Origin of the sequence: Haloterrigena sp. H1, from assembly GCF_005938085.1 — an archaeon.
GTDB lineage: Archaea > Halobacteriota > Halobacteria > Halobacteriales > Natrialbaceae > Natrinema.
This window is the reverse complement of record NZ_SMZK01000001.1, coordinates 2,155,179-2,175,472: the sequence shown is the minus strand read 5'-3', so window position 1 is coordinate 2,175,472 and position 20,294 is coordinate 2,155,179. Positions and strand designations below refer to the sequence as shown.

Here is a 20,294-nt window from a genome sequence, read left to right as displayed (position 1 = left end):
CCTGTGGAAGCAGGGTCACCTCTGGTATCCAGCCCGAAGTGACCCATGCACGCCACAATTGACGCGCAGTTCACAGTTAGTCTCGACCAAGACAAAACGCTACCGCTTGCCACTCTCGCTGAATCTCTCACTGAGATTCAGCTTGAGGCCACTATCCTCGAGGAACTCGTTAGAAGCCTCGACGAGCGCCTCGTCGAGGCGTACTGTGGTGAGAAACATGCGCGCGGAAACGGCGACTGCCGTTTCCAGCGCGCTGGAACCTCCACACGAACCGCTGTGACAACCGCAGGAGAACACGAATTCACCCTCCATCACGTCAAAGACACTGCTGCTACCGACGGCGATCCGACCTATTTCCGTCCGCTCGAGGATCTTATCGACTTCGACGGCCAGCGCATCTATCAAGAGGATATCTCGCTCCAGGCTGCCGAACTTGCTACTTCGCTCAGCTATCGTGATGCCGTCGCCCACGGCGACGGCTTCACTCCCATGCCCTCGATCACGACGGTCAACCGCCGAGTCCGTGAATACGGCAGCAAGCTCGGTGACTTCGTTCGTGATCGGCTTCCTGGGACGAATGCAGACACTGTCGTTCCTGACGGAACGAAGTGTCATAGCCAGCAGGATCACTGCACCTACCATGATGTCAACGTCACCCTCGGGCAGACGGCCGAGGGTGACGACACAGAAACCACACTCTTAGACGTCAACGTCAACGAATCCTGGGATGAAACAGCAGAAGCCCTCGAAGAGACTGAGGCGGTCACTGACGACGCCACGGTCGTCAGTGACGCCGAAAAGGCACTCGTCGATGCGTTCGAGAGTGGTGACCGATCTCACCAGCTCGATCTCGTTCACGTTGGTCGAACGCTCGGGTACAAGCTCTGGAAAGACGATGCGTTTCCGCTCTCCGAGCGGAAAGCGATCGTCTCTGGCGTTACGGATGATCTGTTCCATCTGAAGAACTCTGTCGCACTCCATGCACCGAGGAATGAGCGTTTGGCGATCCGCGAGCGGATCGACCAAACGCTCGAGAATCTCGGGAAGGAAGCCTGGAGGTTAGAGCGTCAAGACTCCCCGAAAGCGACGGCGTACCTCCGGGAATGGGCAGAAGCAACCGTGACGTTCGCGGAACTCGCGCTTGATCAACAGCAGGTTCCGTGGACGTCAAACGTGGTCGAACGAGCCATGGGTGAAGTTTCGAAGCGGTGTAAGAATCAATGGATGCAGTGGTCAGAAGCAGGGTTAGAGTCGCTTCTCTGGTTGAACTTGGTGCAGTATGCCGATCCCGAGCAGTTCGCGGCGTTCGCCGACGAACTGCTCGAGCGATCAGCCAAAACAGCCATCACAATGGAGGTGTCAGTTGACGCTACCAGAGGCGAACTCTAGACGAGTTTGGGACGGGACCGAATCTTTGAGCCTGTTGAGACAATTGTCGAAGCCGTAGTAGTGCTCTTTGGCTGTTGGATCGGAGTTCCACGACGCAGCGTCGTTGTACTGAATCGTTTCTTCGACTTGAGGCGAATCGATGGAGTAGTACGCGAGCAGGTCGAAGATATTGTTGATGACGAGTTCGAAGCCGGTGAGGAAGCGGTCAATCGTGTCTCTGGACAGCAGTTTGTCGAGTCTACAGTAGTACCAGACAAGCGTGTGCTAGAGTTCTCGTGTAACCGGACGTATGCCGTTGACATCCTTGTGAGGGTGTCATAGAAGTCTTCTCACACCGAGATCACGGTACTTCCTGGATTGTCTCCACGTTCATAGTTAGTGATCGCAACGACGAGACGGAGACATAGAGCAAGAAATACCTGCGCTCGTGCATGGACGCGGCCTCGGGCTCGGACGTGCCCGAGGCCGCAGTCCTTGACTGCATTGTTGGCTCGTTCGACTCCTGTGCGGCGGTTGTACGTCTCGTCTAACGTCGACTGCTTCAGCTGAACGTCCTTACTGTGCTCGGTGATGCGGTCTTCGACCCTGTATTCGATGTCTTTCGGGTCGTCAGTGTTTCGTGCGTTGTACGGAGCGACTGGCACGACCCCTGCGGCCAGCAGATGGTCGTGCCAGTCAAGCGTGTCGTAGGCACTATCACCGACCATCCAGATCGGCTGTTCGACGGCGAGCGCGTCACGCGTGACGCGCATCGCCGTCTCTTCTGGTGCTTGTTTGCTCTCGGTGAATTCCGCGGCGATAGGGATCTTTTGTCCGGTCGAGACGATCGTACAGCCGTAGCCGTAGTAGTATTCTTCGGCGGTTGGATCGTAGCATTTCGACGCGTCTTGATCGGCTGGCATCGTTCTCACGTCAGTCGAATCGATGCAGTAGGTCAAGTCGAGCAGGCCGCGGCGGGCGGCCTGCTCGACGAGGTGGTCGAAGATTTCGTCAACGACGTGTTCGAGATCGGTGAGAAAGCGATCGACCGCGTCTCTCGACGGCGGTCGATCGAAGCCACAACTGAGCCAGACAACGGTATTCTGAAGCTCTCGTTCAACGGGGCGGATGCCGTAGATGTCTTTGTAGTAGCAATGGAGGAAGCTACGCATCATCTCTGGTGGCTCATGATCTCGTGTTCGACCCCGCTTCGAGGGGTGAACACATCGTACTCCAGCAGAAACTCGAACTCAAGGTACTCGAATAGCGGTACTGTCTCGGTAGCCGCCGCATTCAAGAACTCGTCTGCCGAAGCTACGTCTTGCAGGGCTGCGTTGTGCTAGACACACTTACCGCACTCTGCTGCCTCGTACGAGACGCTTTCTGTGATGTGATGTACCATGTCTATCAAGTTGCTATAAGCGTTCCATCCCTGCCGCCGCGTTTATTGTAAACGGAAATCCGAAACTGCGCTATGACTCACCACTTTTCCGCCACAAGAGCGCCCTATTCGGATTTGGTATTCATACTGACCCCAATACCGCAAATCGCCCAAAATGTAACCATTGCTGTTGTATTATTGTAGAGTGTTGTCCAGAAAGACATAGCAAGAAAACCTGTAATTCCAGCTAAAAGACCGATCGCCAATCGGCAGCGGAACTCAGACGCAACATATGCAGTGTAAATAATATGTGAAATGGCTGCACTTACTGACGTTAAAAACAACAAAAGTCCTGGGAGCCCTGTTGCAACAAGATATGCCAAAAAAGTGTTATGAATGGCCATTCCGTCTGGAATGCCATATCTCGTGGCAATAATATTGAAATTGTTCCCACCAAGACCAAATGCGGGATAGTCTCCCCCGATGTTCAGGGCCGAATTGTACTGTTTAAGCCGTATTCCAAGTGTACTGGTATCGACGACGTCCCCACCACCCGTCTCAAGATTAGATGGTTCTGGTACCTTCGAACTATTGTTTAACGCTTCTTCCCCTGAAATTTCTGAACTGTTGTTTGATGATTCCCCACTATCAGCTAATTCCGATGAGGACGTGGTTGCTGGATCTTCTCTCTCACCCCTGATCGACATATGTTTGATTTTCGACGCAATACGCACCCACTCACGCAAAACAATATTCACGACCACAACCAAGGTGGTAACACTCACGCCCCTCTGAAACAGCTTTTTCGTCTTTTTTCGATACAGGATTCCAAACAAAACCACGAGAAATATGGTTTCTAGAAAAAAGGCACCTAACCCAGCGTCTGTATCAGCCATCAGAACGAGGATTCCAGCTATGCTTGCTCCAAATAGCCCGAGTATAGAACGCCGCCATGAGTCAAGAGACAAGGCAAGTAGTATTGGGATACAAAGGATGATCAACCCAACGAGGACTCGAGACGACCCAGCAAAACCACCCGTATGCTGACCTGCCTGATACGCGAAGGGGCCGATGGTGATAGATCCAATATGATAAGAGCTAGTCTCACCGAGATAACTGAGACCGAAAATAGTGCCATGATATGCTTGTGCGAACGCAAAAAATGAATGGCCCGCAACAGCAACAAGAAGAGGATAGATGGCACACTTTGGATTAGTGTAGGTGACATACAAGGTGGCAGTAATCAAGATAAAAAGAAAGCGGAACTGTTCAAGACTGAATATTATCCCAGCAACAGTCGACGAACCAGCTCCGAAAACCACTGAGACCATTGACCAGATTGCAAATAGAAACAGTGTAGCGACCGTTACGCGACCTATGTCCGATAACTGGTCTGCCGTTTGTGAGTGCCAGTAAATCAAAACTCCAAAGACAGGAAGAAGTATAAGATCAAATAGGTATAGATTCCCCTGCGCGATTCCTGGTGATGCGATAAGTGGAATATTAGCATTGAATGTCAGTAGAACGAAAAAGGAACTTCCTATTCCAGTGATAATTTGGTTGGTCACAAGCAAATAGAGGAAGTACATCAACCCAGAAATGCCTATAAGGAGAAGTGGTGATAGATCACTCGAAAGAAAAGCAACGGGCACAAAAAATACTAACAGTAAGGTTAACGCGAAGCTGGTTTTTAGTGCCTTATTTGAAGTAATACTTTTTGGTATATCTGTACTTATTCCAAGCACATCTCTATACCATTTCGAAAGAGTTTCGCTCATTATTAGTTAATTGAGATTGTTAGTGATTTAGATTTCGATACCCCATCGTAGCCTCATCGATCCACTGCTATTTTATATCAATCTGACCGTCGAACTGGCTTCCAAAGGTCGATAAAGTGAGCGTGGCTGCAGATACGCATATTGTACGAGCAGTCTGACAACAAGGATAGGAAGGTAATAGATCTTGATAATTACTCCTTGCTTCTCACCGAAGTAGCCCGATAATATAACGGGCATTAATATCAAGTTTTTCTTCGATCTTTGAAAGGATTTGTTCATCTCCTGAAGAGATTTGCTTTGTCCTTAATATAATGACAATGTGCAATAGGTACGTCACAATTAGCATAATTAAAAGAGAAACGACATCTAACTTGCTTACAAGATTTGCAATGCTCCAGACAGCAGTGATGACAACCGTGCTTGCGAAAAGCGGCTTAAGAAATGAACGGGAAAATGGCAGGATACCGGTCTCTCGGTGGAGCCAAAATAAATAAAAGAGGTTGAATAGCGCGTATGCACTGGCAGAGGCCGCTGCTGCCCCTATAATTCCGAATCGGGGAATTAACATGATGTTTAGTATGATATTAAGTATACCAGCTCCAATATTTCCGGTCATCACAAGTCGAGTCCGCCCGAGCGCGACCAGCGCATCACCAGATGAACCGCTTAGGACATGGACGAAAAAGCCGCTCGCGACAAGCATTAGTGGAATCGTTCCGAGTGCGTACGTCTCTTTGAATACTCCGGTTAGAAGAGCCTCCGGTGAAAGCATCATCGCGACGTATATTGGCAGAACAAGCAACACTGCCCACTCAGTAACCGAATTATAAACATCATGCATTCGATCGAATTCGTCCGCAGCCTCCAATTCAGAGAAGACTGGCATGAAGAGGAAACCAAACGAACCGAGAATCATCAACAGAAGGCGGGCGAGGAGGAAGGCACCGTCGTAGATGCCAACCTCTGCGCTAGTCTCGTAATATCCTATTAGAAGATTGTCTGCTTGCTGGACAGCGGTCCACATCGCTGATGAAATCATCAGCGGAAGGGAGAACTTGAGTAGTGTTCTATAACGAGGCTTGAAAGGGGTGAACTCAAATGTATCCGTCCGACGATAGAGGTAGTATAGACTGAGTCCCGTCGACAGTCCAATGCCGACGGTCCACGCAACTATCGCTCCGAAGGCACCGTATCCGATGAGGGTAGCTCCAACGATAAGTGCGAGACGAGCCACAGGAGAGACGAAATTATGGACCACAATTCGCTCGTAAACACGTTTCTTTCCGCGGAATGTGGCGATAGTGACAGCTTGGATTGTCATACTAGGAACGAGTGTACCGGTCACTCGCAGGAACGGTGCGAGTCCGTCTTCGCGAAATACCTGACTCGCAAGAGGTTCGGCAAACCAAATTAGGATACCAGAGAACAAAAGGGAAACAGCGATAGTACTTGTAATCGCGGTCAGCGTCACGTCTCGAATCTCTGATTCGCTCTCACACCGTGAGACGGTGCGGGCGACACCCTGACGTAAGCCGAGCGTGCCGATAGTCGTGAACCCACCGCCGACGGTCAGCGCCAATGCGAAGAGTCCGTAGTCACCTGTGGGAAGTTGACGAATCAAAAACATCCGAATGAGAAATCCGAGACCAGTACTCAGAATCGTGCCCATGAGGATGAATCCCGTACCGCGGGCGATCGTGCTCTCGTGGGACTCTTCTGAATCCATTTCTGAATAGTTGGCTCTCTCTGATATTGGTAAGTTTTGTCTTTTATACCTCACTAATAGCCCCACTTGCTACTGATCAGTGTCGTGAAAGAGAAACGCAAAGATCACATAAAGCCGAGCGAGAACGATATAATAGTGATGAAGTTTCCAGTGCACTATACTCTTTCTAATCTCAAGAAAGCCGTTCACGACCCAACACTCTTCCTCGTTGAGGGAAGACGCCTTGCACTATCCGCGAATGCGGCATACTCTCGGCTACGAGGATTTAATGGAACATGTGAAGTTATAGATGAGGATTGGGATAATCTGATCATTCTAGATGGCTGTCGATATGACCTTTTTGAGGAGGTGAACTTCCTTGATGGACGACTTGGATCACGAACTTCAGTTGGGAGCGAAAGTTGGGAATTTCTCTGTGAGAACTTTCAGGGACGACAGCTACATGATGTAATATACGTCACGGCAAACCCGCACGCACCCAAACTTGACGACAACACCTTTTATCGGACGGTAAACCTACTCAAACACCAGTGGGATGAAGATCTAAGAACAGTCACTCCAGAGGCAATGACAAAGGAGGCGCTCAAGGTACACGAAAAGCACCCAAATAAGCGTCTTATTGTTCACTATATGCAGCCCCATTTTCCATTTATCGGCGAGAAAGGACAAAAGATCACACACGCCGGGGTAACACCGGGGAACAAGACAAGCAATGAACAGACACCACACGTCTGGTCTGGGTTACGTGACCGAAAACTGGACATTGACGAAGATTTCGTTTACGCTGCTTATAGAGAAAATCTTGAACTTACGCTCCCACATGTTCGCGAACTCGTCAGTTCGTTAGATGGAAAAAGTGTGGTGACCTCTGATCACGGGAATTTGACTGGAGATCGAACTAGACCAATCCCTGTTAAGGGCTATGGCCATCCAAGAGGGTTCTATGCTCCTGAACTAGTGACGGTTCCATGGCTCGTCATCGAAGGATCGAACCGACGACATATCACAACTAACCCTCCCTATAAGAACGAACAGATGGACTCCGAGGTCGTTGAGAACCGGTTAGAAGATCTCGGATACAGGTAACCGCAAACCTCGCCACAGGACTTAATTCGTAACAATAGTTTGTTCTCTCATCTACTTCGGTTTTATCCATGTCAAGCTACCCTGCAGGCAGTATGGACCTCACGCTCGGTTCACACGAGACTTGATGAAAGTGACGCCAGCCCATCCACAGCGAACGGGAGACTCACTCTTCTAGTACAACTGCCCGTCCGTTCATCAGTTCTTCCTCAGTTACGGTTGCCGTCCGGTTATCGACAGAGTAGTTGCCGATATACGGCACCGTCACTATGGCCCGCCCATTATCCCTGACAGCCACCTCGCGCTCGTAGGTGAACGATTTACCGGAAGCAGACACGTCTTTCTTGACAGTTACCTGCGTACCTGGCTCACCAGATACCTCGAGCGTTGCCCCGGGAACCACCGCGAACGCTGCAACACGATCAGAGATGAAGACAGCCTGATAGTGAGCGAGAGCGTCCGTCTCGCTTCCGCCCGCACCGTACTGCTCGAGCAGCTGTGCCTGTGCACTCTCAGACGATACCTCTTCGTCGACCTCACTCACAACGACATAGCCGACTCGGCCGTTGAATCGATCGTACCAGCTATCAGGGTTTGAACTGGTCCGGAACGCTTGGTAATTGTTCTGTGCGTACCTGTATCCTCGTGACTCGCCATTCACGAAGTGGTTGTACATCCGGCTGTCGCCCCACTCGCTCAATACGTAGTTGTCCGGATAGGTTTGATTCACTACCTCAGCATGGTCATCGATCGCGCTTACCGCTTCGATCTTTGCCTTGCCGTGGGTCACGTCACCTGTTAGTCCGGGAACATAAATGAGGCTCAGTCCGAACACGAGCAGGCCAACTCCGAGGAGGTAGCCGATTGCTCGCCCATCCGGCAGCACAATCGATGGCTCGAGTGCTTGACCGCCGTCGGCGGCGACTGGCTCGCCGTCTCGAGCATCACCTGTTGACACATCTGAACTCTGGAACGGCACTGGCGTTCGGGCCAGTTCTACCACCGAGAGTAATTGGACGAACCCGAGTCCGGTGAGCACAGCCAGCGGTATCGCGAGTTGGCCGGCAAAGCGAACCTGAATCCCCGCTAGCACGAGCAGATACCCTGTGTAGGTGCCGACGAGCAACCAGCCGGGTTCGTACTGCCGATAGACACGCCAGATGACCCAGCCGAGCACGATCAGGGCGACGTAGAACCCCATGCCGAGCTGGTACATCGGGCCGAAAAAGACGGCGTACTCCGTCGAGAACAGCGATATCGTCTCGGTCATCCCCTCCCGGAAGAAGAGATCATCAACGCGCGCCATCGCCTCGGCCCAGTTTGTAGGCTGTAGTCGCTTAAACGCGTAGAGTCCACCGGCCGCGACGATGCCTTCGAACGCGAGCAATCCGCCGATATGAAAGTCGAACCGCCGCCATAGTTCGCTGAGTGCAACGACCGTGACCGCACCGCCGAGAACTAGCGCTGGCGTGGTCGCGACGAATTCCGCGTGCCACCCCCAGCAGTGGTGAAGAGCGAGCGAGAGTGCGCTCCCGATAGCCAGTCCAATGAGCAGCGGGAGGTTCGCGAGTGTGGGCGACACCTCCGCTCGAGCATCCATAGAAACTCTCAGTCCGATGTATCCCGCAAGAGGTATCAACAGGAGCGGTGAGCCACCCCAGGCGTGTATCCCAGCCGCGATCGAGAGTCCAAAGACGAGAGCGACGATCCACGTCATTGGCGTTTGGAGATGCTCCCGAACGCATGTGTGTGGTTCCAGACCGCCCTCGAGTCGCCGTTGGAGGTCGACAGCGAGCCATGTCACCGTCACCAATGTGATCCCGAGCCAGAAGTACTGGTGGAGCTGATGATCGATGAAGCCGAGGCCCGTATAGACCGCGTTGATCGGTGTCACTGCGAAGACAAGGACTGACGCGACACCGACACGAACGTCTCGAGTAAGCAAGACGGTCATCTTGTAGATCGCGAGTCCGAGCGCGATGGAGGCGGCGATAGGGAGCCATGCAGCAACAGTGCCAGCCGCCCCCTGGCCGCCGCCAAGCAACTCGGCGAGGAACCAGTTCGTCGCATGGGAAAGCGGTTGCACTCCTGAGACACCAGGCGGCGCATCTACCAGTACCTGATAATCCAGGGGTCCCGAGGCCGTTGCCATCAACTCTCTCATCCAGTAGCGGAAGTAGTATGGATCGTTCCCTGGAGAGACGACGTAGCCGTGCTGAAACACCGATCGAAACGCTGTCATCCTTGCTATGGCGACGACCAGCAGCGATCCAAGCAGCGCCGTCAGTGCGCGAACATCGACGCTATTCAGGAACCGATCGAGATCGACCGCGAACTTGCGGTCGTCTGTGGGCTCCTCAAGTTCTTCGCCCGTCAATACTGATTCGACGACTGCTGGGTTCGCGACTTGATATGCATCATCGACTTTCGTGACGATGCCGCAGGATACGAGTTCTCCGAAGGTTCCTGAATCAAGATCGACATCATCGAATGTCCAGGTCCCACTGTCGGCGTCAACTGCAAGGACGGCCTCAAGGACGGTTTCCCCATCGGGTCGCTCGTCCAGAAACTCCTGCACTGTCTCGAGGTCGTCGGCCGTCATTCAGAAAGAGTGTAACAGTTATCGCACATGGACCTTTCGTTCTGCGTACTTGAGTGCCGAAGAGAGTGGTTGTTCCAACTGTCCTTACTATGGACTACCTATGAGCTGACTTGAGAGTCAGAGGCTGGACAGACCGTCCGCTCCACCTCAACGTCACGAAAATCTTTGCCGAGATGCACTCCACGTAGGGTGATGGGCGAAAACCAGTCACCACTGCGCTCGAACTCGAGAAAGGTGCGTTTAGGTAGGAAATTTTCTCTCATAGGGTTGTCGGAGACGGCACATGAGGAGTAGCACATACTGAGCATGCTGTGTGTTGATGTAGCCCACGATGACAGTGCGCTACGTTTAGGTACCTTGAGGGGTTCGTACTTGACTACTAGATGCCAACTCAGCGCAGAATGCGGTTTGTACATGGACAGGTCGCATGGATGATCGCGACAGTCCTCGTGCTCACACTGTTGAACGCGCTGTCCTACGAGTTGGTTTTCGTTCTTTCACTGATCGGCTTTCTGGTCATCACGGAACTGACGGCTCCATTCAATGTCACACCGACGTGGCGACGCCGGCTCCGTTGGCTTATTCTGCTTGGCCTCGCAGGTTTCGCAGTCATCGTCGTGCGACGGATTCTCGAAATTCTGCCACCGGAGGTGATTCCGGTATGAGTCTCAATTATGGACTCTGCCTCACTCGAGCCATGAAGGTGATTCAATGAGCTGGCTTGGCGACGGCAGAATCGACTGGCCGCGAATCCTGTTGCTCGCACTCACCATCACCGTACTCGTTACACTAGGTACCGTAGCCGCGACGTCGTCGACTGCATTCGGCCCGTACAATCCATCCTGGGATGGATCGTCTGACTTCCGGCAGGATGCTGAGGATAATCCCACAGTCGAGAGCCATCTGTTGAGTGACACCGCCCGGTACGATGAACTGCCGGCCAACGAGACGGTCGCGTTCGTCATCGCGCCAGACAAACCCTACGAGGGAGAGGATGCCGAACGGATCAGAGAGTTCGTCGATGAAGGTGGTACGCTAGTCGTCCTCGAGAACTTCGGCGAGCCAGGAAACGAACTGCTAGCCGATGTTGGTGCTGAAGCACGTGTGGATGGACAACTTGTTCGGGATGAGCGCCACCATTTCCGTGGGCCAACAATGCCCATTGCGACGGAAACCGCGAACCACACGCTCACGTCTGGTGTTGACCAGCTGACGCTCAACTATGGAACTGCGGTCGAACCAAGAAACGCAACAGTGCTAGTAGCGACCAGCGACTTCGCATACCTTGGTCCTGAGGATGACGAGCTAGACAATCAGGACGAACTCAGATCGTATCCGGTCGCCACGGTCGAAAACGTCAGCAAGGGGAAGGTGGTCGTCGTCGGTGACCCAAGTATCACGATCAACGCGATGTACAGTGAACCGGACAACGCCGCGTTCGTGCGCGGTTTGTATGCTGATGCCGATCATGTGATCTTCGACCGCTCGCACGGTTCCGGGGTCCCTCCGCTGGCCGCTGCGATGTTGGTGGTCCGGGGCTCACCATTGTTACAGCTGCTCGTTGGTACCGTTGGCATCGGATTTGTTGCAGTGCTCTCTCAGATTCGGGTCACGTCTGCACTCGAGGCTATGCAGTCCCGGCTGCCAGCGCGCTTCCAGCCTGCCAGGAATCGCAATAGTGGAACGAATGGGCCTGGACTCTCTGATTCCGAACGCGCCGAGTTCCTCCGCAGACAGCATCCCGACTGGGATGAGGAGCAAATCCAACGCATGATAACAGCGCTTAACCATCCCCGTTCGGAAGATGAGACAGACGAATGAGCGGTACCACTGATTTCGCCGACGGGACGAGCGGTGATCCTGAAGCTATCTATGACTCGCTTCGCGGAGAGATCGACCGCGTTCTCATCGGCAACGACGAGGCAGTCGAGTATTTGACAGTCGCGTTACTGACCCGTGGGCATCTCCTGCTTGAAGGGGTTCCAGGTATCGCCAAGACGACGCTCGCGAATCTTTTTGCGCGGACGACTGGCCTGGAATACAACCGGGTCCAGATGACTCCCGACACCCTCCCGGCCGACATCACGGGAACGCACATCTATCGACAGGGTGCGGGAACGTTCGAACTCCAGCGCGGCCCCGTCTTCGCAAACCTCGTGGTTGCTGACGAAATCAATCGCGCGACACCGAAGACCCAGAGCGCGTTGCTCGAGGCGATGGAAGAGCGTCGCGTGACCATCGAAGGGGAGACGCTCTCGCTGCCAGATCCGTTTATGGTCGTCGCGACTCAGAACCCGATCGAGTCCGAAGGGGTGTTCCAGCTCCCAGAAGCTCAGCGAGACCGTTTCCAGTTTAAGCTGACGCTCGATCTACCGGATCGAGCAGACGAACGAGAGTTGCTCGACCGGTTTGACAATAATCCGGAACTCGGTCCTGACGATGTCGAACAGGTCATCGAGCCACAGAAGCTCGCCGATGCGCGCCAGACCGTTCAATCGGTCCACGTCGCACCGGCTGTCAAAGAGTACGTGCTCGATCTCGTCGCAGCGACACGGTCGCATGCTGATGTCGAACACGGTGCTTCACCGCGTGCGACACTGGCGTTTCTCAACGGTGCCAAGGCACGTGCCGCGATCCGTGGCCGCGACTATGCAATTCCTGATGACGTAAAGACGATGGCCGAACCGGTACTGCGTCATCGGCTCGTATTGAGTACCAGTGCCGATCTGAGCGATGTCGACCCCGAAGCTATCGTCGCGGAGATTGTCGACACGGTCGAGCCGCCAGGAGCCGATACGAAGCAGGCATTCGAATCGGCCGCCGCGAGCGACGGCGACGAGAAGATTCTCGAGTGAGTTCCTCCTCACGCGCACATAGCTGACGCCTCGACGGTGGTATCGTCCCCGACGAGACCGATCGGCCACAGTTCCCCGTCGACGACCGTGACCACATGGAACAGCCATCCGTGTTCAGTTCCCGGGAAGTGGTGGCACGACGCCGACCGACTCGAGACGTATTCTGTGAACGTGATCTCGCCGATTGAGAGATCGCAACACTATTTGGTGACGACGTTGGCCACGAGGTTGTGTAGACTAATCTCGAGGACCACGGAATTCGCGACCCGGCGATCGACGATCCGTTGACCTCGAAAATCGCCGCTTGGGATTTCAGTCCCAAAACCTCTGCCCACCTCAATGGGAAGCGACGACTCACACGAAGTTCAGCAAGCAAGGCAAGCATGACTGATGCCACGCAAGACAACGTTGAGGAAGCGATCCGCTAACTCAGGTACGATACCGAACGCAAGCAAGACTCAGCAGCCCTCCATCAATGACTGATACCGATCCCTTCCAGTGGGTGACTGACCCCACGACACACGACACGCCGGACGCCAACCAGCGCAATACTTCCCTCGAGTACTTCGCCGTTGAATACGAGGACCGACCCAACGAAATTGCGTTCGTGCCCCGTGACCCGGACGGCGACGTGCCGACCCAGTGGATTACAATCAACGCCGACGACGCGCTATCCCTCGAGAACTGGCGATAGCAACCGACCTCTTTTCATCGATTCCCGAACAGCTTCGACCTTTTAGCATGAGGTGAACTGCCCTGCCTCGAGGTCGAGGTCAGTCGCATCCTCCTTGGAAGTCTGTTAACGGAGACTCACTCCGATGCGATTTCGTCTCTCTCGTTGCTGTTGTCGTCTTTCGTGGTGCCTTAGTCGTCGATATCTTCCACGTCTGTATGATCATCCCACCGGCAGGTGACCAGCCAGTCCGATCGCTCGTTGGCTGGTGTGACCTCGAGTCGAATTGGCCGCTCGAGCCCAGTTACGAACCCAACTGCGAGAAATGAGACGATAGGATGGTCAAAGCGGTCAAGATCACCGAACGCGCTATCGTCAATGGCGACGGTGATACGGTTCGAGGCTACATCGACATCTGGCTCGGCACTGCCTGCGAGTTCGAACTGCTCGACGAGGCCGTCAGTGAGCTGGGTTGCAAGCGGTGCCGGCGCAGTCGCGAACTCGTCAGTTAGCGCACGCTCGAAGTCTTCGAGCAGCGTTGCTCCAGTGGGCTCAAGGACAAGTCCACGGTGCTCAGGATCAGTCAAGATTGGTCCCTCGAGATCGTCCAGCGTGGACAGTTCGCCGGTCGTCTGCTGGGGAACATATAAGCGCGCACCCGCGGCGTCGTCAGTCGGGAGGTAGACGCGATTGTCGCTCAGGCCGAGTTCGCTGGCAATTGCGGCCTCGTTGGCTGCCATCGCAGCATAGATTCGTTCACCGACATCCGCAGCGACAAACGTCCCAGGCGTCAGGTAGTATGTGAGTACTCCGCCAAACAGACCCACCGAAGCGAGTGCGAAGAGCACCTCCCGGCCATCAGGGAAGAGGACTGCAGCGAGGGCTGCACAGGTACCAACGAGGGCAAGTCCCGCTGCAGTGCGACGGTATTGCGATTGCTTGGTGCGAGCATACTCGGCCCGTAGCCGCTCGTTTTCCGCCTCTAGAAGTTCTGTCCGCGCCGCAAGCTCGAGCCGGTCATCGTCCTGCCCGTCTGCTCGGTCAGCGTCTAAGTCGGTCGTCGTCTCGTCTATGTCAACATCACTTGTACTCATATATCAGTGGATGATTCAGTCGTCGGTTTGGCGGTCGTCTCGGTATCCGTATCAGTGGTTGGTTCAGCAGTCCGATCAGTATCGGTCTGGCGTGCCTGCTCTCCGTCTTCGAGATCTGGAACCAGCCCGAGTCGAACAAGCTCGAGTCGGTGGAGACCATACGAGGCGATTGCGAGGAGAACGATCACCGTTGCGGCGGCCAAATAGACCGACTGCGAGTCAACGATGAGCCACGCAGCGCCTGCCAGCGTAAGAGCGCTCGTGAGCGCGACGAGCGTAATACGACCTGGACTCCTCGTCCAGCGGATGGGTGCGATCAGGACGGCTATAAACGTGACTTCGACGATAATGAACGGGAGTGGATCGATCCCGTCCGGGAAGGAGGCGACGAGTGCAACGTGACCGGCCGCAAGCGCATATGGTATCCCAAACAGGTAGCCAACGAGTGCCGTCGCGATTCCTGCGAGTGCGCCAAGTGGGCCAGCGACGGCACCGAACGCAACGACGATCGCAGCGAGAGAGATGACGGTTGACCAGTCGCGGCCGGTCGCGGCCGGGACCGTCTCGATTCGGGCGCTCACGCATGACCACCTCTCGAGCGGCCTGCCTCAATGACGGCCGATAGCCGATCGGTTGGCCCAACCTCGAGGGCGGTCACGTTATCGATCCGGGCGAGTTCTCGCCGGAATTCCTCGAATTCGACGTAGCGATCATAGGCCTGCTCGATATCCGCCAGCCCACCCGGTTCGTAGAGTACCGAGGGTGCGAGCAGAACCAAGACCTCGCTTCCGCCCTGTCGTGCGAGCGAGACCGTCTCGCGGAGCTCCGCTGGTCGTGAATCGTCGGTACAGATGACGGTCCAGATAGAACCCTGTGCGTTCGTCACACCCCTGTGGACTGCTCCGTACAGTGGATCCTCGGTGATCCGTTCCCGGTATCTCTGTTGATCAGAATAGAATGGACGCAGTGTCCGTCCAAACGCGTCATCTGTTCCTTCAAGATCGGATAACGACCGCTGGGCGTCCGTGGGAGTGGTGTTCCGTCGCAGAAGCGAAACGCTGCTTTCGCCCGCGCTGACCGTCTCCAATTGGGTGTTTGTGGACATTGATGCGCTCAGTTCATTCGAGTCAGCCTCAGTGCGGTTCATCGTCGTGGCCCCCGCCGGATTAGAGATACCTGTCGAAGCGGATGTGTCAGCCGCTATCGTCGGCTCGAGAGCGAGCAGTTGACGCCGAATTGGCCTGTAATTGACGGTCGACGATGCTATTCCCCGATAGCTAGTGATTCCCCCATCGCCAACCGTCACGAGCCCAAGCGGGTTGTTGAGTCGACGGGTGTTTCCTGCGATAACGAGGGCCACCTCGCGGAGAGCTTCAAGTTTTGTTTCGCCTTCTGAACCCATCGCGAGTGAGCTACGGTGGTCGACGACCAGCAGGGTCCGGCGATCACTCTCGGCTTCGTACTCGCGGACGTACGGCGTCGTGTGCCGTGCCGTCGCCTTCCAGTCGATCCGTTTCCCTGTATCGCCAGGGAGATACTCGCGAAGTTCAGCCGGTTCGATTCCTGTGCCGGTACGTCTAGACTCGTGGGACCCGTACGACGCGGCAATCCGGTCACCTCCCTCACCGACGTGAATTGACCGGGGACTAGGCGGCTCGACGGTCACTGTCGGCGTTGAACCAGCCGTAATCGTCTCTCGGAACAGCCCATCCGTCGCTGTCACGGTCACTTTGTCGAACGTGTGACGACCAGCGACGGGCCAGGTGACCGTCCGTGTTCGGTTTGCCTGTTCGATGGCTGGTTCAAGTGAAACAACAAACGGTCTAGTCGCGGTCGCTGCGACCGGTATCCCAGCAGAAACCTCGAGTGTCAGTTCCGTCTTGGTTTCTCGCGTCGCGGTGAGCGTGACCGGCACCTCGTCTCCAGTTCGGACGGCCATACGGGCAGGAGACTGAACGACCGACAGCGACTCCACTGTTCGCTCGAGGTCACGGGTGAAGCGATACTGGTGGGCCAGTAGCCACGCGCCGATGAGGGCCGACCCAACAAGCACGAGCGGGCGTGCGAACACTACTGCAAGGACGGCAAGCACAACGGCGAGTGCGGCGACCGTCCATCCCTGGCGCGTGGGATACATGTCTTGACAGATTTCCGTGACCGTGTTCAAAGTACTGATTGCCAACAGGCGAGACGATCCGGAATCGAAGTGCAGGCGGAGGTAGGTGTATCCCAATGCGTGGACAGTCCAGTCGGTTGTGGCGAGTGCCGCCGCTCGAGAGAATACCTTATTGGGGTGCACTGAAAATCCCTCAGATGTGAATACTGTCGGTGGTCGTTCGCTCGTCTTCGCCCTCTTGATCATCTTAATGACGGTTACCAGTGGAATTGCCGTGGCGAATCCGGCGAGTGCGGCGGACGGTGATGCCGTCTATCGTGTCGCCGTCCAGCAAAACGGCACCGACGAGGAGCAAAACGAGACGACCCCGCATCGGAATCCCGACAACTACTCCGAAGACGGTGACCTCAACAGCGTCGAAGGGTGGCTAGCGGACCGTCTGTCGACGCAGCTTGGCGAGAGTGCGATCCAACTGAGCGAGGGTGAATACGAACTCGCGAAAGACTATGTCGGTGAGGACTATCGCGAGCGGCTGGGGCAATACGTCGATGTCGCGGGAGAGACTGACGGCGAGAGTCAGGAAGACGAATTCGAGGAAGCCGGCGAAAAGCAGTCTCGGCTATCCGACACCGTTCAGGAGTATCGGGAGACGAAAGACGAGTACGAAGCAGCCCGTGAAGAAGGAAATGAACAGCGCGCACGTGAGCGCGCACGTGAACTCGAGACACTTGCCAACGAGATCGAGTCCCTCGGTGGCTCAGTCCGTGAGAGCTACGACAAGATCGAGAACCAGACGAATGCCGATCTTTCGGAGGCAGACACGGCAGTCGAGAACGTTACTGAAACGATCCAGACCGAACAGGCAGTCGTTCGCGAACAGTCGTTTGAGAAAACAGAGCTGACGCTGACATCCGAACGTGAGACGATCTCGTTCCTTGAACCACTGGTCGCGACGGGCGAACTACGGACAGCTGACGGGACTCCGATTGCGAACGAGGAGATTCGACTCACTATCGGAAACCATACTAAGTGGGTCACAACGGATTCAGCGGGCGCATTCACGCTCGAGTATCGTCCGACCGACGAGCAACTATCGACCGACAAACTTGCCGTCCAGTACGTGCCCAAGACGGAATCAGTGTACCTGGGTGACGAGACTAACGTCAGTGTCTCGATTGAGCAGGCCGAACCGACCGTTTCACTGAGCGAGGTAAGTAGTGAGGTTTCGTACAACGATGAGGCAGCCGTCGCCGGTGAGTTGGCGGTCGATGGAACTCCCGTCGACGGGGTCACTCTTGCTGTGGTCCTTGAGGGTGAGCAGATCGGGACGGCCACCGTCACAGATGGCGAGTTCAGCGGGACAGGGACGGTCTCAGCGTCCGTCCCCGACGGAGTGGCTGAACTAGGCGTCCGACTGCCGTTCGATGATCAGGCACTCGCCGCGACGAACAACACAACGACCGTGACCGTTCGCGAGACCGAAAGCAAGCTCTCGATCGAAGGGGAGTCGACTGGCAGTCGAGAGATCACGGTCAACGGGACACTTGGAACCGCCAGCGGCGACGGGGTCGCAGGCGAGACCGTGCAGCTTCGAATTGACGGAACATCTGTCGGTACCGTCACGACTGGGGAAGGCGGGTCGTTCGGTGAGACGGTTTCTGTTCCAGATTCAATTAGCGGGAGCGATGTGACGGTTGCTGTGGTCTACGAGGGGAGTGGCTCCAATCTCGCACCAACGACCGCTGAAACGGTCGTTGTGATCGGCCAGACGGGAACGCAGCTACCGACATCAGTATGGCTCGCTGGTGGCTTCCTCGCAGTGATCGCAGCCGGTCTTGGTTTCTGGTGGTACCGTCGCTCCGCGACAGAGATCCCATCGGGTGGACCGGCAGATGACCGACAGTCTACATTGGACGGTACAACCGCCACTAAGAAGTCGTCGGACCTGTCGTCCGACACCGTCACACCATTGCTCGAACGGGCCCACGAGCAGCTCACCAGCGGACGGCCTGACGACGCGGCACGAACGAGCTATGCAGCCGTTCGCCGAGCATTGGCGGCACGGATGGATAAACAGGGGGCGCTGACTCACTGGGAGTTCTATCGAACCTATCGCAGCGAAGATGTGCCAGACGCCGAGTTGCTCCACGATATCACGCAAGGATACGAACGCGCCGCGTTCGGCCGTGAGAGTGTTTCGACAGACGAGGCATCAGGTATTCTCGAGCGAGCGCGGCGATTGTGTGGCAGCGACGAGTCGTCGAGCGATGGCGCACCTGCCGACGATTAACGAATCGGCTACAGCACCATCTTTTCGGTTGCCGGCCTTCTCGAGCGGCACTGTTGACGAACACACCGATCGCAGCAGTCGGCATAGTATGATGAGAGTTTCACAGGGTGTTGTCGACGGCGCTCGCGCATACCTTTCGGTTTGTTTTTACCTCCGTTGTCAATACTATGGATTGAATGGTCGCGTTCCGGTCGTTGTGGCTGTTGCTCCCACGACGAGTCAGACAACTGCCCGCTGATCTTGCTGCTGTGGTGGCGCTCGTTATCGCGACTAACATCGCTGCGCTGGCCCCTGTGATTCGAGAGACGCCCCTTCGGGTTCCGCTCGGCCTCGCGTTCGTCCTCTTCGTCCCTGGCTATGCGTTTATCGCGGCGCTGTTTCCCGAGGCTGGCGAGTCATCTGCGTCGTCCGACGAGCCTACACCACCGGCTGACAGCCAGACGATGGTCGACGACTCGGATTCGGATGGATTGTACGACTCGATTGCTTCACGGTCCGGAATCGATGGCATCGAGCGCGTAGCACTTTCTTTCGGACTCAGTATTGCAATCGTGCCTCTGATCGGCCTCGTGTTGAATTTCACACCCTGGGGAATTCGTTTGGTGCCGATCGTGGTGTCGGTCAGCGGCTTCACACTCGTTTCGACAGTCGTGGCAGCAGAACGCCGACGGGAACTGCCGGTCGACGAGCGGTTCCAAGTCCCCTACCGAGAGTGGTACGCTGCTGGACGCGAAGAGTTGCTTGAACCGGATACCCGTGCAGATGCTGCACTGAATGTTCTGCTGGTGATATCAGTCGTGCTTGCAGCTGGGAGCGTGAGTTTCGCTGTGATGGTCCCAGCTGACGGCGAACAATTTTCAGCGATCTATCTATTAACCGAGGATGATGACGGCGAACGGGTCGCCGACGATTATCCGACCGAGTTCGTCCAAGGAGAGAGCAAAGAGCTGATCGTTGGGATCGACAACCACGAACACGAAACGACAGAGTACACGGTGGTGGTCCTCGAGCAGGATGTCGAGGTGGTCGAGAACGAGACGGCTACCAGTGAGGGAGATACTAATACGACGGTCAACGAGACAATCGTTCAGGAACAGCGAGAGCTCGATCGCTTTAGCACCACGATTGCACACAACGAGAGTTGGCACCACGAGTACGCGCTCGAGCCAACGATGGCCGGGGAGAACCAGCGGATAGTCTGGCTCCTTTTCCCTGGTGGCGACGTGCCAGCCGAGCCCTCGATGGACGACACAGAGTACTCCGTCCATCTCTGGGTGAATGTCTCCGAGTCGTGAAGATATCGGCATCGCTGGCTAACTGTCTTTCTC

Annotated in this window: 14 protein-coding genes and 2 pseudogenes; 8 read left to right on the top strand and 8 right to left on the bottom strand. The window is 55.3% G+C overall.

Going from position 1 to position 20,294, the window contains the following annotated elements:
- Positions 1-45 precede the first annotated feature (45 nt).
- The gene (locus tag E2L06_RS10855) at positions 46-1,389 is read left to right on the top strand and encodes an ISH6 family transposase (protein ID WP_138781297.1); all 1,344 of its coding nucleotides are present in this window, start codon (positions 46-48) and stop codon (positions 1,387-1,389) included.
- A 20-nt stretch (positions 1,390-1,409) separates the two neighbouring features.
- On the opposite strand, the pseudogene E2L06_RS10850 reads toward E2L06_RS10855, so the two are convergent.
- The 4 genes and pseudogenes from E2L06_RS10850 to E2L06_RS10835 form a co-directional block, all read right to left on the bottom strand.
- Positions 1,410-1,698 (bottom strand): annotated as a pseudogene (locus E2L06_RS10850) (IS5/IS1182 family transposase); the annotation flags it as partial.
- Between the two features lie 20 nt (positions 1,699-1,718).
- A pseudogene (locus E2L06_RS10845) lies at positions 1,719-2,695 on the bottom strand (transposase).
- Between the two features lie 179 nt (positions 2,696-2,874).
- Positions 2,875-4,527, bottom strand: a complete 1,653-nt coding sequence (locus E2L06_RS10840; protein ID WP_138781295.1) for an O-antigen ligase — start codon at positions 4,525-4,527, stop codon at positions 2,875-2,877.
- 205 nt (positions 4,528-4,732) lie between these two features.
- A complete protein-coding gene (locus E2L06_RS10835; protein WP_138781293.1) occupies positions 4,733-6,253 on the bottom strand; it encodes an oligosaccharide flippase family protein in 1,521 nt (506 codons plus the stop codon).
- An 84-nt stretch (positions 6,254-6,337) separates the two neighbouring features.
- Between E2L06_RS10835 and E2L06_RS10830 the strand changes: the two genes are divergently transcribed.
- Positions 6,338-7,339 (top strand): hypothetical protein, encoded by a 1,002-nt coding sequence (locus tag E2L06_RS10830; RefSeq protein ID WP_212750774.1) that lies wholly within the window; start codon positions 6,338-6,340, stop codon positions 7,337-7,339.
- A gap of 163 nt (positions 7,340-7,502) precedes the next feature.
- Here the strand turns inward: E2L06_RS10830 and E2L06_RS10825 are convergent, their stop codons facing one another.
- Positions 7,503-9,938, bottom strand: coding sequence for an MFS transporter (locus E2L06_RS10825; RefSeq protein WP_138781291.1), 2,436 nt, complete (start codon positions 9,936-9,938; stop codon positions 7,503-7,505).
- Between the two features lie 401 nt (positions 9,939-10,339).
- On the opposite strand from E2L06_RS10825, the gene E2L06_RS10820 reads away from it, so the two are divergent.
- The 4 genes from E2L06_RS10820 to E2L06_RS10805 all read left to right on the top strand — a co-directional run bounded on the left by E2L06_RS10820 (position 10,340) and on the right by E2L06_RS10805 (position 13,487).
- Positions 10,340-10,603 (top strand): hypothetical protein, encoded by a 264-nt coding sequence (locus E2L06_RS10820; protein WP_171052346.1) that lies wholly within the window; start codon positions 10,340-10,342, stop codon positions 10,601-10,603.
- Between the two features lie 46 nt (positions 10,604-10,649).
- Positions 10,650-11,759 carry a DUF4350 domain-containing protein gene (locus tag E2L06_RS10815; protein ID WP_138781287.1) on the top strand — a complete coding sequence of 370 codons (1,110 nt, stop codon included), beginning with the start codon at positions 10,650-10,652 and terminating at the stop codon, positions 11,757-11,759.
- Complete coding sequence (locus E2L06_RS10810; protein ID WP_138781286.1) at positions 11,756-12,793, top strand: MoxR family ATPase; 1,038 nt, start codon at positions 11,756-11,758, stop codon at positions 12,791-12,793. Before E2L06_RS10815 ends, E2L06_RS10810 begins: the two co-directional genes overlap by 4 nt.
- A 475-nt stretch (positions 12,794-13,268) precedes the next feature.
- Positions 13,269-13,487: a hypothetical protein gene (locus tag E2L06_RS10805; protein ID WP_138781284.1), complete on the top strand. Its 219-nt coding sequence runs from the start codon at positions 13,269-13,271 to the stop codon at positions 13,485-13,487.
- 170 nt (positions 13,488-13,657) lie between these two features.
- Here E2L06_RS10805 and E2L06_RS10800 read toward each other — a convergent pair whose 3' ends face one another.
- The 3 genes from E2L06_RS10800 to E2L06_RS10790 are packed head-to-tail and all read right to left on the bottom strand — an operon-like array spanning position 13,658 to position 16,697.
- A complete protein-coding gene (locus tag E2L06_RS10800) occupies positions 13,658-14,560 on the bottom strand; it encodes a hypothetical protein (RefSeq protein ID WP_138781282.1) in 903 nt (300 codons plus the stop codon).
- Complete coding sequence (locus E2L06_RS10795) at positions 14,557-15,141, bottom strand: hypothetical protein (RefSeq protein WP_138781280.1); 585 nt, start codon at positions 15,139-15,141, stop codon at positions 14,557-14,559. Before E2L06_RS10795 ends, E2L06_RS10800 begins: the two co-directional genes overlap by 4 nt.
- The gene (locus E2L06_RS10790) at positions 15,138-16,697 is read right to left on the bottom strand and encodes a DUF58 domain-containing protein (RefSeq protein ID WP_138781278.1); all 1,560 of its coding nucleotides are present in this window, start codon (positions 16,695-16,697) and stop codon (positions 15,138-15,140) included. Before E2L06_RS10790 ends, E2L06_RS10795 begins: the two co-directional genes overlap by 4 nt.
- A gap of 178 nt (positions 16,698-16,875) precedes the next feature.
- On the opposite strand from E2L06_RS10790, the gene E2L06_RS10785 reads away from it, so the two are divergent.
- Complete coding sequence (locus E2L06_RS10785) at positions 16,876-18,966, top strand: Ig-like domain-containing protein (RefSeq protein WP_249361421.1); 2,091 nt, start codon at positions 16,876-16,878, stop codon at positions 18,964-18,966.
- A gap of 176 nt (positions 18,967-19,142) precedes the next feature.
- Positions 19,143-20,261 carry a DUF1616 domain-containing protein gene (locus E2L06_RS10780; RefSeq protein ID WP_138781276.1) on the top strand — a complete coding sequence of 373 codons (1,119 nt, stop codon included), beginning with the start codon at positions 19,143-19,145 and terminating at the stop codon, positions 20,259-20,261.
- Positions 20,262-20,294 lie beyond the last annotated feature (33 nt).